Raw genomic sequence first — 15,968 nt, forward strand, 5'->3', positions numbered from 1 at the left:
TATGGAATTATCATTTAGATGGTATGGTCAAGATGACCCAGTAACATTAGAGCATATCCGACAAATTCCAGATATGAAACAAATTGTCTCGGCAATTTATGATGTGCCAGTAGGTGAAGTATGGTCGTCAGTACGTATTAAAGAGTTAAAAGAGCAAATAGAAGCTGCAGGGTTGAAATTTGAAGTGGTGGAAAGTTTACCAGTGCATGAAAACATTAAACTAGGTAAAGATAATCGTGACCAATTAATTGAAAATTACAAGGAATCATTAATTAATTTAGCGGAAAATGGTATCAAAACAGTAACGTATAACTTTATGCCAGTCTTTGACTGGACACGTTCACAGCTTGATTACCCGTTACAAGATGGCTCGAACACTTTAATATATGATCACAATCAAATTAAAGATATCGACCCATTAACTACTGAGTTAAATTTACCAGGTTGGGATGAAAGTTATTCACGTGAAGAAATGAATGAACTTATCAAAGCTTATCAACAAACTTCGGACGAACAGTTATGGCAAAATCTAACTTACTTTTTAGATAATGTGTTGCCTACTGCTATAGAACATGATATTGATCTGGCAATTCATCCGGATGATCCACCATGGCCTATTTTTGGTATTCCAAGAATTATTAAAAATAAAGACAGTTATGAACGTTTGCTCTCTATTAATTCGAGTAAAAATAACGGTATTTGTTTCTGTACAGGTTCACTTGGATCACTTGCGGAAAACGATTTACCAGCAATGATTCGTACGTTCGGTGACCATATTCATTTTATGCATATGCGTAATGTAAAACGTATGGGAGAATATTCATTTGTTGAGACGGGCCATTTATCAAAACAAGGTTCAGTCGATATGAAAGCTATAGTACAAGCACTACACGACATAGGTTTTAAAGGTACAATACGACCAGACCATGGACGAATGATCTGGGGAGAAACAGGTAAAGCAGGTTATGGCCTTTATGACCGTGCGTTAGGTGCCACATATATTAATGGTTTAATAGAAGGAGTGAGTCCAGAATGACGACACAATTTCAAGGCGTTAACGTAGTAATTACAGGGGCTACAGGAGTAATTGGTTCAACGTTTGTGAAAGCATTAGTAGCCAAAGGTGCAAATGTTGGGATTTTAGGCCGTTCAGAAGATAAAATTGTCCAATTACAAGATGACATTGATGCTGAACGCAAACACACAATTGGTCTTGTCGCAGATGTCTTAAATAAAAATGCGCTTAGCCAAGCAAAACAATTATTTAATCAAGCATTTGGTAATATTGATATATTAATCAACGGTGCAGGGGGCAATAATCCCAATGCAACGACAGATGATGAATTTTATGACGAACACAGTGATAAGTCATTCTTCGACTTAACTGAGGAAGGCATAGATAAAGTCTTTAAACTAAATTACACTGGAACTGTGTTGCCTTCACAAGTGTTTGGTAAAGATATAGTGCAAGCAGATGGTGGAACTATTATTAATATTTCATCGATGAATGCATTTACCCCATTAACTAAAATTCCAGCATACAGTGGTGCAAAAGCGTCTGTAAGTAATTTTACACAATGGTTAGCAACATACTTTGCAGGAAAAATTAGAGTCAATGCGATCGCACCTGGATTTTTTGAAACTGAACAAAATAAAGGGTTGTTGCGTAATGATGATGGCTCTTATTCAGAACGAGCGGAAAAAATCATTTCGCAAACTCCAATGGGGCGCTTTGGTGAACCTGAAGAAATTTTAGGTACATTATATTGGTTAATGGACAACAGTCAAAGTGGTTTTGTCACAGGTATTGTGGTGCCTGTTGATGGCGGCTTTTCATCTTATTCTGGTGTGTAAACATGCAAGCTATAGCATGAACTTAATGAATTGAAGCATAGCAATGACATAAAAAAGATGAGACTGGGACAAAATTGATCTGTCTCAGCCTCTTTGCATTTTGGCAGTAGATGACTGTATTGAAAATGCGCTTCAAATCAAGCTTTTTTCAATGCTAGTCATCCTTGCCGGGGTGGGACGACGAAATCTTTTTATCAAATTAGATTTCTGTCCCACATCATGTTTTATACGCAAACTCTTTTCATTTTGGCAGTAGATGACTGTATTGAAAATGCGCTTCAAATCAAGCTTTTTTCAATGCTAGTCATCCTTGCCGGGGTGGGACGACGAAATCTTTTTATCAAATTAGATTTCTGTCCCACTCCCTTTTTTATGCTTTTGTGATGGTTGCAGCTTCAGTTAAATTCATATTTTTGGTTTCTGGTGCTAAGAAGTAAGACACTATAAAACCAATAAATAGTAATCCTCCTGCAATATACAAAGTAATACTTAATCCCAACTGTGATAATAATAGCGGGAAGAAAAATGTACTAATAGCTGAGGCGATTCTACTAATCGTTGTAGTAAATCCGCCACCAGTACCGCGTACATGCGTAGGATATAATTCATAAGGATAAATCCATTGATGACATCCCATGGCAGTATTAAATATGCCATAAATGATAGTAAAAAGAGCCATGAACATTTATTAATGTTCATGGCTCTTTTGCTTTGAAAAATTTATATGCAATTAATTGGGTTGTCTATTGGAAGGAATATGAACAAAATCTTGCTTTTCTAAAGATACATCACGACCTTCTTGATACATTTTTTCGATATGAAATTCTCCCCATTCACAAAGGGTAGAAAGCAGATTGCCAAGAGATTGACCATAATCAGATAACACATATTCAACTTTAGGTGGAACTTGTTGGTAAACAATGCGTTCAATGATGCAATCTTCCTCAAGCTCTCGTAATTGTTGCGTCAACATTTTTTGAGTAATGTTGGGAATTGCGCGTTTTAATTCAGATGTACGAAGCGTGCCATTGTCTTTTAAATGACATAAAATTACTGGTTTCCATTTACCACCTAAAACATCAATGGTTGCCTCTACACCAATATTATAATGTTCTCTTAACATGATATTCACCTCTATAGTTACTTTAAAGTACCTACAGTACTTTTAGGTATCTATATGACTTTAAAGTGCGTACTTACTTATTAGTTTTGTTGCGTATATAATAACACACATATTAAGTTAAGCGAAAGGAAAGGTGAATATGAAAAAGCACAATTTTGCGATTATAGCACTTGCTATCTCAGCATTTGCGATTGGAATGACGGAGTTTATTAGCGTGGGGCTATTACCTTTAATTAAAGATGATTTTGGTATTACGTTACCGTTGGCAGGGTTAACGGTCTCACTATATGCGATTGGTGTCACAATTGGTGCACCAGTATTGACGCCATTAACTAATAAAATGAAACGAAAGCATTTATTAATTTGTATTATGGTGGTTTTTATTGTAGCAAATCTGTTAGCAGCATTTGCATTAAGTTTTAGTATGTTGTTGGCCATGCGTATTTTATCAGCATTAATGCACGGTGTCTTTATGTCTATTGCAACTGCAATTGCCAGTGATTTAGTATCAGCGGATAAACGTTCTAGCGCAATTGCGATGATGTTTACAGGGTTAACAGTTGCAACGATTACAGGTGTGCCATTTGGTACGTGGATTGGACAAACATTTGGTTGGCAGATGTCATTTGTAACTATCGCACTTATAGGGCTACTCAGCTTAATAGCAAATATAATTGTCGTGCCGAAGGATTTAAATGAGTATGAGCAGACACCAATTGCACAACAATTAAAAGTTTTTAAAAACAAATCTTTGATGATGGTTTATTTAATTACTGCATTGGGTTATGGAGGTACTTTTGTTGTTTATACTTATTTAACAACTATGTTGACACATGCTTTAGGTTATAGTGATCAGGCAGTAGTGGGATTACTTGTGGTTTACGGTGTTATGGTAGCGATTGGGAATACCCTTGGTGGTAAATTTACTAACCAAGCACCTACGAAAGCATTGAGTGTGATTTTCTTAATTCAAGCTTTCGTATTATTAGTCGTTGGTTTTACAACACATTTACACTTTTTAGGGTTATTGGCAATTTTATTAATGGGTTTATTTGCCTTTATGAACGTCCCAGGTTTGCAATTAATTGTAGTGTTATTTGCAGAACGTGATAATAAAGCAACAGTCAATTTTGCTTCAAGTTTAAATATTTCTGCATTTAACGTTGGCATTACACTTGGCTCAGTAATCGGTGGTTATGTATTAGAACAATTTTCAGTAATGATGACACCATTTTTTGCCTTCATTATGGTTATTGTAGCCAGTGGAATGATGTATGTACTTTATATAAAAGAAAAAGAACACAACTTAGCGCAATGCTAACTAAAGGAGCGTAACAATGAAACAAGTTAAATTTTATAACGGTCAATTAATGCCTCAATTAGGGTTAGGGGTATTTAGAGTGGAAAATGATAATACAGCTAAAGATGCGGTGAAACATGCAATTATAAGTGGATACCGTAGTATCGATGCCGCGTTAGTATACGGTAATGAAGAAATGGTAGGTAAAGGGATTGCAGAAGGTATAGCAGCAGCTGGTATTCAACGGGAAGATTTATTTATTACGTCAAAATTATGGTTAGATGATTTTGGATATAATCAAGTTGTACAAGGCTATGAACAATCAATAACTAATTTAGGCTTAGACTATTTAGATTTATATTTGATGCACTGGCCAGGGACGAATAGTACTTTAATGGTAGAAACATGGCAAGGTATGGAAGCATTGTACCAAACAAAGAAAGTACGCAATATTGGTGTGAGTAATTTTAATATTGAACATTTAGAAACTTTAAAAGCACAAACTGCAATTAAGCCTGTAATTAATCAAGTAGAATTTCATCCATATTTAACACAAGCAACATTGCGAGATTATTTGATGCAAGAAGATATTCGAATGGAATCATGGTCACCATTAATGAATGGCGAAATTTTGCAAGATGAGGTTGTAAATACTATTGCACAACAATTAGGTAAATCTGCCGCACAAATCATCATTCGCTGGAATATAGAACATGGTGTAGTCACGATTCCGAAATCAGTAACGCCAACACGTATAAAAGAAAATTTAGATGTATTTAATTTTGAATTATCTGAGGAGCAAATGACAGCACTAGATAAATTAAATCAAGACAAGCGTATCGGACCAAATCCTGTAGCCTTTAATGGTTAACAAATATTAAAGTAGCAAGCAAACTAAAGAGAGTTAGGAACAGTAAATTGTTCCTAACTCTCTTATTTTAGAGTGACTGTAATATTTTATAATAGGTTATGACGAGAAATTATGATGAGTGGTGTCTGTTAAAGTGTCATCTAATAACGGAATTGTGCTACCGTTAACTACAAAAATCGGAATAGTACCTAGAGTGACAGGTATTGTAATAGTTTGACCACCATCATAATATTGCTTTGTAAAGAAGTCTATCCAACCGCTATCATTAGCAGGTAAGTAAATTGATTTTTGTTGCTGTCCTTGTGCCACTATTGGAGCTACCAATAGATCCGGTCCAAGCATCCAAGCAGATGTATTAGTTAACGTTGTTGTATCCTCTTCAAAATCATAAAAAGTAGGGCGTACAATGGCTTCAAAATTTTGGTGACTCAATTGTTGTAATTTATCAAAATAAGGGACGAGACGTTCATGGAGTAACATTGCAGCTGTGATTTCTGGCATCACAGAAGGATGCATCCAAGGTTCATTCACCGTTGCATCACTATTCCAAGAATGAATCGAGAATCTTGGATAAAAGATACCGTTTTGCACCCATCTGACAAATAATTCAGGGTCCGGTTTAGGACCGGAAAAACCACCGATATCATGACCAAAATTATGTACTCCAGACAGACTTAATCCTTGTGCCATATAGTTGTTGTATTCCAATGTTTCCCAGCTTGTAGCATTGTCGCCTGTCCAAGTTTGGACATATTTAGACATACCTGCACAGCCCGAACGACTAATAATATATGGATAATCTGTAGCTGTCGCAGTTTGTTGAATTTCTCTTGAAGCCATAGACATTAATAAAGGCATAACTGCTCGATAGTCATTGAAGCGTTGACATTGGCCATTAAATCCATATACTGTTGCGTTATCATCCCAAATTTCAAATTCATTATTATCATTCCACGTACAATTTATATGGTTATCGAGCAACTGTTTTTTAATTTGTTGTTGCCACCATGCTATTGTTTGTGGATTGGTAAAATCTAAATAATAACCTTGGTCATCCCAAAATTGAATTTTTAAAGGATTACCATCACTGTCTGTAATAAAACCATTGAAAGCTAATACTTCTTCTAATAAAGGATGGTTTAGCATTAAAGATGGCTTGATATTAGCAACAATTTCAACATTATTGTCAGTGAATTTTTGTCCGAAACCTTTTGGATCCGGAAATTTATCATAGTTCCAATTAAATACGTAGCGTTTATCGTCAATTGACGTATAGCCAGAAGATAAGTGGAAAGAACGAACATGAATATTATGCTGCTGGCAGTCTGTTAAAAATTGGTTGAGTCGTTGTTGAGAGTGAGGTTCATCTGTATATTGCATTGTAGAACCTGAATAGGAAGCACTCCAACTTGGGAATAGTGTTGGTCGTCCAGTTAACTGACTGAAATGTTGAGCAACTGCTTTAATGCTGTTGCCACCTATCACATAGTAATCGAGAAAGTCAGCAGCTGTCTCATAATAACGGTAGTAACCATGATAGTTATCGAGCTCTTTCCCTAAATCGAAAACAGAACGTTGATAGTCGTCGTAAAATAAACCATATGATTGTTTAGTATCACGATGGTGTGTAATGTAAAAAGGAATATGTTTGTATAAAGGATCGGTAGATTGGGAATTGTAGCCCATCGCATCAATATTGGTCATACGCATGCGTTGACCATGTTTATCTACACCGCCTGTTTTTTCGCCTAAACCAAAATATTGTTCTTCAGACGAACGTGAGATATAGTGGCAAGTTGGATGTGTAGCGGCAATATGGTGTTGATAGGCTTGTGTTTTTCTATCACTAAATAATGGTAACCATTGTTGAGCTGTATTTAGTTGATACCAGTCACAATGCAAAGTTGACGTGTTGATGATTACTTTAAGGAGAGCGGTTTGAACAGTCAATGTGTCAGCATCTAGTTTTGTCGTAAAGTCAGGTAGGCTAAAGTTTTGGGTATGATAACGGGATAAGCCTTCATAAGGTAAAACAGTATCGAAAGGAGTTACAGTGTATGTAGGTAACTCAATGGGTGCTGTAGGTGTGAGTTTCATATTAATGATATGTGGTTCTAATATACGTAATGTACAATAGAAAGTCTGCTCATTATTTTGTAACGTAATGGTATGGGAATTTGGATAGGAAATGTGCGTGTGATTAGTATTCATGAATTAGCGCTCCTTTTATAACAACGTTGTTAATTTATAAAGTTATTATACCAATAACCTGTTTGTTAGGAAATAAACTAACATAGTAAAACTAACTAAGTTTATTTCCTATTATTAATAACATTGTTTTTGAACTTAGGTAGTAGTGGGGGTATCAATAATTATAAGTTGTTCGACATGTGCCTGATAATCATCCCAATAAATGTCTGAGTGCGTGTTATCAGTAATTAAGGTAGTAATGTGTTGGGAATTACAAACAGAGTATAATGAAACTTTATCGAATTTGGAACTATCAGCTAAAACATAAACCGCTTTTGCTTGAGCGACCATTTGTCTTTTAGTTGCAGCTAATGTGTCATTATAATGCGTTACACCTTTATGCGCATCAATCGCTGGTGTAGCTAAAAATAGTTTGAGCGGGTTGAATGAACTTAAGTTAGTTAGCGTTAACGCACCATTTAAAACATAATTATCTGGATGTAAAGATCCTCCTGTAACAATAATATGATGACCACTCGATTTTAACAACGAAGCAATATAAATATCATTCGTGATTATTGTCAAATTGTGTTTTGATTTTAAAGCATGTGCAAAGTGTAATGTTGTAGAACCAGAATCAATAATCAGTGTGTCATTATCATCCACGAAGTCAGCCGCTTTCTGGCCGATACGTCTTTTTTCATCATAAAAAGTAGTTTCACGATCATCAAAATTAAGTTCATCCCAAACTTCGGTATTATTTAACACGACACCACCATGTGTACGCTTAATTTGGTTGAATTGTTCTAGTTTGTGTAAATCACGACGAATAGTTGCAGCATGTACATTAAATTCAGTAGCTAAAGTACGCACAGTAGCTTGTTTATTAGTTTGTAAAAAAGTAATGATGCGCTGTTCTCTGTCAGCTGGTAACATACAAAACACCTCAGTTTAATATTAATATAGAGTAATAAAGCTGTGTACGGTAAAGTCCAACCTCACTTACCAATGATATTGTAAGTAGGTTTTTGTCCAGCCTTTATGTTGAACTGTATCTTCCATAGCAGTAGTTAAATCTGCAGTATTGTAAATATCATAGGCTTGTTCAGGAATTAATTGTTGTAAAACTTGTTGATAGTTTGGGTTAGCAAAAGCAGCAATTAACTGTTCGAACTCTCTTTTAGTACTACGTGAACTACCCGACAGTGTTAATCCTTTTTCTAAAATGTCACGCGTATTAATACCTACTAAATCTTCTGTGACACCCATTAAAATAAGTTGACCTTGACGTTCAATTAAGTCAATTGCTTGATTGATTGCAGATTCTGAAAAATGACCACCTGTACATTCAAAGACAGTGTGTACACCGCGATGTTGTGTGAAGTTATAGTCAAATACTAAGTGTGTTGTAGCAAATGACTCAAAAGCGGCTAGTTTTTGTGAATCCGCACCAAAGACGATTAAGTTTGAAGGATGAATATCATATATAAAATGAAGTGCACTGGCTGCTAAGTAACCTACCGGTCCGTCACCAAAAATTGCTACTTGTGGTGCTTCTGTAGTAGTAAGTTGTTGTAGCTGATTAATAGGAAATAAAGAAACTGAACATAATTCAGCTAATAAAGCGACATCTTCATTTAAGTCTGACGGAATTTTAACGACATTATCACCGGGAACTACCATATGACTTTGACAAATGCCATCATATCCACTGCCCATAAATAATGCATTTTCATCGTAATTATCTAAAAGTTCAGTAGTAGGAAAACTAGTTTTACGCAGTCTTGAAGGAATATTGGGCACGATTACGACTTTATCACCTACATCTACAGTTGAATGTTTGGATTGTTCTACTACACCAATACCTTCATGGAATAAAGCCATTGGCAATTTTTTAGCTAATGCTTCTGGGCGACGCTTACCAGTATAGTAGCGCAAATCTGCATGACAGATACTTGCTTTTGTCGGTTTCACGACGATATCGCCTTCATTAAAATCATGTGACAGTGTAGTTTTTTCAAAGACACCAGGTGCGGTTAAACGATAAGCAGTTGATTGAACATTCATCATATACCACCTCAGAAAATGTTTGTTTTTGTTTATATTTCATATAATAAGCGATGAATTAAGAAAAAACAAACATAAATGAACAATAAAAATGTAGCTACTTGTTTATTAAGCGTTGTGTATATTGATTTTTTAGTCGATTTTGCTTATCATTTAAGAAAACGTTTCCATGTTAAAAGGACGGAGGGTATTTATGAGTTATAGTATAGGGATTGATTTTGGGACAAGTTCAGGGCGAGTGTTTTTAATTAATGCGTCAACTGGAGAAATAGTAACACAATATGTTAAACCATATACCCATGGTACGATAGAAAAAAGTTTGAATGGTGTGGAATTACCACGTGAATTTGCCTTACAAAATGCTAATGATTATTTGGAAGTAATTAATGAAGGTATACCAGCTATGTTGGCTGATGTAGCTATTTCACCTAAGGAAATAGTGGGTATTGGTATTGATTTTACCTCATCAACTGTCATGTTTGTTGATGAAACGTTAGAACCAGTTCATAATTTAGCACAGTTTCAAAATAACCCACACGCCTATGTTAAATTGTGGAAACATCATGGCGCACAAGCAGAAGCAGATCAATTATTTACAACGGCACTGGCTGAAAAAAATCGTTGGTTAGGATATTATGGTTTTAATGTAAGTAGTGAATGGATGATTCCTAAAATTTTAGAAGTAAACAATAAAGCTCCTGAGGTGATGGCAGCAACAAGCTATATTATGGAAGCTGGAGACTGGATTGTGAACAAACTGACAGGGAGAAATATTAGATCGAACTGTGGCCTTGGCTTCAAATCGTTTTGGGAAGAAGAGGAAGGATTTCATTATGATTTGTTCGATAAAGTAGATGGAGAACTTTCAGAAATTGTGCGTACTAAAGTCGATGCACCTATTGTTAAAATAGGTGAGACTGCAGGAAGACTTAGCGCAGATATGGCTGAACAACTAGGTTTAGATCCAGAAACACAAGTAAGTCCTTTTATTATTGATGCTCATGCCAGTTTGTTAGGCATTGGTTCACAACAAGATAAAGAAATGACTATGGTGATGGGAACAAGCACCTGCCATTTAATGTTAAATAAAACACAACACAAAGTGCCAGGGATTTCTGGTTCGGTAAAAGGTGCGATCATTCCAGGTATCTATGCGTACGAAGCAGGACAATCTGCAGTAGGAGATTTATTTGAGTATGTGGCTAAACAGGCGCCCGCTGCTTATGTTGAGGAAGCAACACAACTAGGTATTTCGATTTTTGAGGTGTTAAATCAAAAAGCAGAACAGCTCTATCCGGGTGAAAGTGGATTAATCGCACTTGATTGGCATAATGGTAATCGTAGCGTACTTAGTGACAGTCAGTTAACAGGTTGTTTGTTTGGTATGACATTGAAAACGACGCATGCAGAAATTTATAGAGCCTATATGGAAGCTACAGCATTTGGAACGAAAATGATTATGCAACAATATGAAGGATGGCAGATGACGGTAGATCGTGTTTTTGCTTGTGGTGGTATTCCGAAGAAAAATCCATTGCTGATGGATATTTATGCAAATGTGCTCAACAAAAAAATAACTGTAATCGATAGTGAATATGCACCAGCTATTGGAGCTGCAATACTAGGGGCGATTAGTGGTCATGCACATGCATCTTTTGATAGCGCTATTCAAGCGATGAAAGAGCCAGTACTCTATGAAGTTGAACCTGATCCAGCGAAAGTAGAACGTTACCAAACATTGTTTGAAGCATATAATGAGTTACATGATATTCATGGATACAAAAAAGCTAGAATAATGCGTGAGGTTTCACAATTGGCGACAGCTCCTAGGCCAGAATAAACTGAGGGAGTGGGACAGAATCTCGTTTTATTACAAAGGTTTCGTCGTACCCTCGGTAAGGATGACCAGAATTGAAAAAAGCTTAATGTGAAGCACATTTTAGCTTAGTCATCTACTGACAATATGAAAGGAGACTGGGATGAATTAATTCTGTCCCAGTCTCAATTATTATGCTGCAAAAATATTCTTAACGGCATCTATTAAACTATAAAGACCTAAAAATGTAACAACTAAGACAACAATAAAACTAATGATATTAAGTTGCCATGTATTTGCATATTTGCCCATAAGTTTCTTTTTATTAATAATAATTAAGATTAATATGGCAACAAGTGGTAAAATAATTCCGTTTAAGGCTTGTGCAATAAGTAATACTTGTAGCGGTTCAAAACCTAAAGCAGAAGTAATAATACCTATGATGATAATAACAACGAATACTGCTTTATATTTTTTGCTGCGCATACCACCTTTCCATCCTAACAAGCTACTTATTGTCGCAGCTGCTCCAGTAGGAGAGGCTATGGCAGAAGATAAACCAGCCGCAAATAACCCGATACTAATAATAATAGGAGCAAAATCTCCAAACACCGGTTTCAGCGGTCCCGCTAGCTGAATTACACTAGTAACTTCCTCGCCTTTAATTAAAGTTGCAGCAGAGATTAAAATGGCGGCAGAAATAACTCCGCCAATAGTAATTGAAATAATAGTATCCCATCTGGCAAATTTTAAATCAGTTAAATCTTTAAAACGTTCATGTACAGCTGTAGAATGTATAAAGAAATTGTACGGAACAACAGTTGTACCAATCAACGCGATAACCGTTAAAATTGAACCATTTGGTATTGTAGGAACGAAGACGCCTTGCAGTATTCCAATGACGTCAGGTTGAATCACAATCATCGTAATAATAAAAATAAGTCCCATAATAACCATTAATACAAGCATGATTTTTTCTAAGAAACGGTAATTCCCAAATAAGCCGATAAATAAAATAATTACACCGATTACTGGTGCCACTAAATGCTCAGGCAACTGTAATAAATATGAAGCACCTAAAGAGGTCCCTATTAGATCTCCACTTATATACGCCGCACAGCCAATAGTAACTGCAATAAGTGTAAACCAGACTATGATAAATTTGCCTATTTTATGAGCAAATAATTCTTGGATTGCTTCGCCCAAACCTTCTCGAGTGACAAGAGAAAGTCTAATAATCATCTCTTGTAATACAATAGTCGCTATGATGGAAAATACTACTGCCCACAACAAACTATAACCAAAGCCTGCACCACCTTGTGTCATGGTAGTTACAGTACCTGGACCAATAAATGAAGCAGTAATAATCATACCTGGACCTAAAGATTTTAGTATTTTTTTAAAACCACCCAACATTAGCACCACATCCCCTGTTTGCTTAGGTTTATAATTTACCTAAATATTTCGCGTGACCTGCTAATACGTAAAGTACAGCTGTAGAGACAAAATGAGCGGAATTTTGATTGGCATCTTGCATTGGATATACTTCTACATAATCCATGCCACACAAGCCAAGTTTACCAAATTCATAAATTAACGTTAATAATTCATAAGATGTTATGCCGTTGCCATCAACAGGGCCACCCGGATTAAAGGCGAAATCTAATACGTCACTACAAATAGTTAAATAGACGACGTCTACATCTTTACTAGCTAAAGCATAAATATCTTTAGCTAATTTTTTTAAGTTTGTGGCTTCGCGAATATCATTAATGGTTAATGTCACGGCGCCTGCTTGTTCGGCATATTGACCAGTTTCAGGTTTGTTACGCGGTCCGTGAATGCCTGTGTGGATGATACTTTCATTTCTAATACCATCAGTTTCGTACAAACGCATAAAAGGTGTGCTTCGTGCATATGCTTCACCTTCATAATCAGGCATATTATCGTAATGTGCGTCTAAATGTATAATACCTACACGCTTATTCATTTTAGTTAATGCTTTTAAGATTGGATATGTAACACCATGTTCGCCACCAAGGCCGATTAAAAATTTATTCGTTTGCCATAAATTGTAAGCAAAACTTTCTATATTGTCATAACTTTGCTTATTGTCATGCGCTACGAAAGGGACATCTCCCACGTCACCCATAGATAAATGTTTGCTGACATCAATATGATTAAGTTCGGGTAAGTATTGGCTATAACGAGCAGAAGATAAACGAATTTGTTTTGGACCTAATTCCACTCCAGTATAGTCTCCCCAAGTGCTTTCACCTTCAAACGGTACGCCATAAACAAGGACATCAGTATCTAATTCAGTTGCATGTGATAAATTCTTGCTGCCTAGAAAAGTTGGTACATTACCATAAATATTATTTTTCATCGTGAAATCAACTCCCTTTGTTAGTTTATTATTATATATAGTATAATTACCCATTTCAAATATTGTAGCGTAAGCGTTATCATCACTATGTTGTGCCATTAATTTATTTTTATGTAAAATGTTGATTAAATAAACAAAAATATTATAAAATTTAAAGATTGTTGAATTTTTTAGAAAAAAAGAATATTATACAATAAAGTATTGTTGAGATATGTTTATGAATGTACAATTGTTTGTTCAAAAAGGGGTTTGAATAAACTACATATTTATCATGCATACTTTAATCTAATAAACAAATGGGGAATTAGATGGCACATAAGTTAAATAGAGAGCTAAGCAATAGACATATTCAATTGATTGCTATAGGAGGAGCGATAGGCACTGGACTCTTTTTAGGTGCAGGCCAGTCGATTAGTTTGACGGGGCCTTCGATTTTATTGACCTACATTATTGTAGGATTTGTACTGTTTATGTTTATGCGTGCAATGGGGGAAATGTTAATTTCTAATACGCAATATAAAACATTTGCTGATATTGCTCATGATCAAATAGGGCCATTAGCTGGATTTTTGACAGGCTGGACGTATTGGTTAACTTGGATTACTTCTGGCATGGCAGAAATTACTGCCGTTGCCAAATATGTTGAATATTGGTTGCCAGAATTACCAAACTGGATTACATCTCTTGCGTGTATTTTAATTTTAATGACATTGAACTTGGCAAGTACGAAAATGTTTGGTGAGCTTGAATTTTGGTTTTCTATTATTAAAGTAGTGACAATTATTGCATTAATCGTCATTGGTATTGTCATGATTTGTTTTGCTTTTAATACACATTATGGCACAACTGGCTTATCTAATTTATATTCACATGGCGGCTTTTTTCCACATGGTGCTTCCGGGTTTTTAATGTCCTTTCAAATGGTAGTTTTTTCATTTACTGGAATTGAAATTGTGGGTATTACAGCAGGTGAAACGAAAGACCCACGTAAGACGATACCTAAGGCCATAAACAATGTACCTATTAGAATTTTAATATTTTATGTTGGGGCATTGGCTGTTATTATGTCTATCATACCTTGGAATCAAGCAAATCCAGATAACAGTCCATTTGTAGCATTATTTGCATTAATCGGTGTACCTTTCGCGGCAGGATTGATCAATTTCGTCGTGTTAACTGCTGCTTCATCTTCATGTAACAGTGGAATCTTTGCAAATAGTAGAATTTTATTTGGATTAGCAGATAAAAAACAAGTGCATCCACTATTGTTAAAACAAAATAAACAAGGCGTGCCCTTTGTGGCAATTATGGTCACTTGTTTATTGTTGTCGATAACTGTAATCATGAATTACTTCATTCCAAATGCGACACAAGTATTTTTCTATGTTACATCTTTATCGACTATATTATTAATTATTAATTGGATGTTTATTATGCATGCTTACGTAAAATATAGTAAAAATGAACCGCAATCACATAAAACGAGTAGCTTCAAATTGCCAGGTGGTCTAACGATGGCGTATTTTGTGCAAATATTCTTCGTATTTGTGCTAGTCATTTTAGCTGTTACACCTGAAACACGCAGTGGTATGTATATCACACCATTATGGTTTATATTCTTAATTGCAGTGTATTATAAAGCAGTGAAAAAAAGTGGAGATTTATCACTAAGCCGTGGTAATACTGGGTAATAAATATAATGGATTTCAATTAATGAGTGGAGGATTCTAATGGATATTAAATATTCACAAGATGACAATGGTGCATATCAAACTGCGAAAACATATATTGAAGCTACACCACAGACGGTTTTTAAATATTTAAGTACGACGGAAGGTATTCAACAATGGTTTCCACAATTAGAAGTGGACGAACGCGCAGTAGGCGGACATATTTACTTTCATTTAGAAGGTGACAACTATGAAACAATGCATATTACCGAATTTGCTGAGGACCAACGTATAAGTTATACATGGGATGTAGGAGAAGTAAAATTTCAGCTAGAAGCAGACAATAATAGTACGATATTAACGTTAGAAGAATATTTACCTTATACTTTTCCGCACATCATTTTAGATTTTGCTGGATGGCAATTTCAACTAGACAATGTGAAACATGTAATTGAGCAAGGTGAACCGATCGATCAACAAAACTTGGATTTTGAAAATAAAAAATTTGAAATAGCACAACACTTAAATATAGAACAGTGAAGTGTATACTGAGCTAGACTGTACACTACGTTGTGCAGTCTATTTAGTTATAGATAAAATACTTAATTAAAACTTAAAGAAAAATGATTTTTTATATTAATAAGCATTATAGATAATATAGTAAAGTAGATTTATCAAAAAATTTAAAAAT

14 protein-coding genes are annotated in these 15,968 nt (G+C 35.3%); 7 read left to right on the forward strand and 7 right to left on the reverse strand.

Annotation, left to right across the window (positions count from 1 at the left end):
- The first annotated feature begins 1 nt into the window (after position 1).
- Positions 2-1,036 (forward strand): mannonate dehydratase, encoded by a 1,035-nt coding sequence (locus JVU85_RS03875; RefSeq protein ID WP_021459861.1) that lies wholly within the window; start codon positions 2-4, stop codon positions 1,034-1,036.
- A complete protein-coding gene (locus tag JVU85_RS03880) occupies positions 1,033-1,854 on the forward strand; it encodes an SDR family oxidoreductase (protein WP_002509487.1) in 822 nt (273 codons plus the stop codon). The genes JVU85_RS03875 and JVU85_RS03880 overlap by 4 nt, the downstream gene beginning before the upstream one ends.
- 370 nt (positions 1,855-2,224) lie before the next feature.
- Here JVU85_RS03880 and JVU85_RS03885 read toward each other — a convergent pair whose 3' ends face one another.
- Both JVU85_RS03885 and JVU85_RS03890 read right to left on the reverse strand, forming a co-directional pair.
- Positions 2,225-2,533, reverse strand: coding sequence for an MFS transporter (locus tag JVU85_RS03885; protein ID WP_157950637.1), 309 nt, complete (start codon positions 2,531-2,533; stop codon positions 2,225-2,227).
- A gap of 51 nt (positions 2,534-2,584) precedes the next feature.
- Positions 2,585-2,977, reverse strand: a complete 393-nt coding sequence (locus JVU85_RS03890) for a winged helix-turn-helix transcriptional regulator (protein WP_002509489.1) — start codon at positions 2,975-2,977, stop codon at positions 2,585-2,587.
- Between the two features lie 139 nt (positions 2,978-3,116).
- Here JVU85_RS03890 and JVU85_RS03895 point away from each other — a divergent pair, with 139 nt between their 5' ends.
- Complete coding sequence (locus tag JVU85_RS03895; RefSeq protein ID WP_021459863.1) at positions 3,117-4,298, forward strand: MFS transporter; 1,182 nt, start codon at positions 3,117-3,119, stop codon at positions 4,296-4,298.
- A 16-nt stretch (positions 4,299-4,314) separates the two neighbouring features.
- Entirely contained in the window at positions 4,315-5,148 is an 834-nt protein-coding gene (locus JVU85_RS03900; protein WP_021459864.1) for an aldo/keto reductase, read from the forward strand.
- Between the two features lie 96 nt (positions 5,149-5,244).
- On the opposite strand, the gene JVU85_RS03905 is transcribed toward JVU85_RS03900, so the two are convergent.
- From JVU85_RS03905 to JVU85_RS03915, 3 genes are all read right to left on the reverse strand, one after another.
- Positions 5,245-7,359: a glycoside hydrolase family 31 protein gene (locus JVU85_RS03905; RefSeq protein WP_021459865.1), complete on the reverse strand. Its 2,115-nt coding sequence runs from the start codon at positions 7,357-7,359 to the stop codon at positions 5,245-5,247.
- A gap of 135 nt (positions 7,360-7,494) precedes the next feature.
- Positions 7,495-8,274, reverse strand: a complete 780-nt coding sequence (locus JVU85_RS03910) for a DeoR/GlpR family DNA-binding transcription regulator (RefSeq protein ID WP_021459866.1) — start codon at positions 8,272-8,274, stop codon at positions 7,495-7,497.
- A gap of 66 nt (positions 8,275-8,340) precedes the next feature.
- On the reverse strand, positions 8,341-9,405 hold the full coding sequence (locus JVU85_RS03915) for an alcohol dehydrogenase catalytic domain-containing protein (protein ID WP_204172132.1): 1,065 nt from the start codon (positions 9,403-9,405) through the stop codon (positions 8,341-8,343).
- Positions 9,406-9,598: 193 nt separating this feature from the next.
- Between JVU85_RS03915 and JVU85_RS03920 the strand changes: the two genes are divergently transcribed.
- Positions 9,599-11,245: a ribulokinase gene (locus JVU85_RS03920; protein ID WP_021459868.1), complete on the forward strand. Its 1,647-nt coding sequence runs from the start codon at positions 9,599-9,601 to the stop codon at positions 11,243-11,245.
- A 168-nt stretch (positions 11,246-11,413) separates the two neighbouring features.
- On the opposite strand, the gene JVU85_RS03925 is transcribed toward JVU85_RS03920, so the two are convergent.
- The gene (locus JVU85_RS03925; protein ID WP_021459869.1) at positions 11,414-12,637 is read right to left on the reverse strand and encodes an Nramp family divalent metal transporter; all 1,224 of its coding nucleotides are present in this window, start codon (positions 12,635-12,637) and stop codon (positions 11,414-11,416) included.
- A gap of 28 nt (positions 12,638-12,665) precedes the next feature.
- The gene (locus tag JVU85_RS03930) at positions 12,666-13,607 is read right to left on the reverse strand and encodes an agmatinase family protein (protein WP_021459870.1); all 942 of its coding nucleotides are present in this window, start codon (positions 13,605-13,607) and stop codon (positions 12,666-12,668) included.
- Between the two features lie 308 nt (positions 13,608-13,915).
- On the opposite strand from JVU85_RS03930, the gene JVU85_RS03935 reads away from it, so the two are divergent.
- A complete protein-coding gene (locus JVU85_RS03935) occupies positions 13,916-15,298 on the forward strand; it encodes an amino acid permease (protein ID WP_002509499.1) in 1,383 nt (460 codons plus the stop codon).
- Between the two features lie 39 nt (positions 15,299-15,337).
- Entirely contained in the window at positions 15,338-15,817 is a 480-nt protein-coding gene (locus tag JVU85_RS03940) for an SRPBCC domain-containing protein (RefSeq protein WP_002509500.1), read from the forward strand.
- Positions 15,818-15,968 lie beyond the last annotated feature (151 nt).

Origin of the sequence: Staphylococcus sp. GDY8P72P (assembly GCF_016890655.1) — a bacterium.
GTDB classification, from domain to species: domain Bacteria; phylum Bacillota; class Bacilli; order Staphylococcales; family Staphylococcaceae; genus Staphylococcus; species Staphylococcus arlettae.

What these genes read in the sequence shown, in the direction of transcription:
- JVU85_RS03875 (WP_021459861.1), top strand. Translation starts at nt 2, where the DNA reads ATGGAATTATCATTTAGATGGTATGGTCAAGATGACCCAGTAACATTA.
- JVU85_RS03880 (WP_002509487.1), top strand. Translation starts at nt 1,033, where the DNA reads ATGACGACACAATTTCAAGGCGTTAACGTAGTAATTACAGGGGCTACA.
- JVU85_RS03885 (WP_157950637.1), bottom strand. Translation starts at nt 2,533, where the DNA reads ATGGCTCTTTTTACTATCATTTATGGCATATTTAATACTGCCATGGGA.
- JVU85_RS03890 (WP_002509489.1), bottom strand. Translation starts at nt 2,977, where the DNA reads ATGTTAAGAGAACATTATAATATTGGTGTAGAGGCAACCATTGATGTT.
- JVU85_RS03895 (WP_021459863.1), top strand. Translation starts at nt 3,117, where the DNA reads ATGAAAAAGCACAATTTTGCGATTATAGCACTTGCTATCTCAGCATTT.
- JVU85_RS03900 (WP_021459864.1), top strand. Translation starts at nt 4,315, where the DNA reads ATGAAACAAGTTAAATTTTATAACGGTCAATTAATGCCTCAATTAGGG.
- JVU85_RS03905 (WP_021459865.1), bottom strand. Translation starts at nt 7,359, where the DNA reads ATGAATACTAATCACACGCACATTTCCTATCCAAATTCCCATACCATT.
- JVU85_RS03910 (WP_021459866.1), bottom strand. Translation starts at nt 8,274, where the DNA reads ATGTTACCAGCTGACAGAGAACAGCGCATCATTACTTTTTTACAAACT.
- JVU85_RS03915 (WP_204172132.1), bottom strand. Translation starts at nt 9,405, where the DNA reads ATGAATGTTCAATCAACTGCTTATCGTTTAACCGCACCTGGTGTCTTT.
- JVU85_RS03920 (WP_021459868.1), top strand. Translation starts at nt 9,599, where the DNA reads ATGAGTTATAGTATAGGGATTGATTTTGGGACAAGTTCAGGGCGAGTG.
- JVU85_RS03925 (WP_021459869.1), bottom strand. Translation starts at nt 12,637, where the DNA reads ATGTTGGGTGGTTTTAAAAAAATACTAAAATCTTTAGGTCCAGGTATG.
- JVU85_RS03930 (WP_021459870.1), bottom strand. Translation starts at nt 13,607, where the DNA reads ATGAAAAATAATATTTATGGTAATGTACCAACTTTTCTAGGCAGCAAG.
- JVU85_RS03935 (WP_002509499.1), top strand. Translation starts at nt 13,916, where the DNA reads ATGGCACATAAGTTAAATAGAGAGCTAAGCAATAGACATATTCAATTG.
- JVU85_RS03940 (WP_002509500.1), top strand. Translation starts at nt 15,338, where the DNA reads ATGGATATTAAATATTCACAAGATGACAATGGTGCATATCAAACTGCG.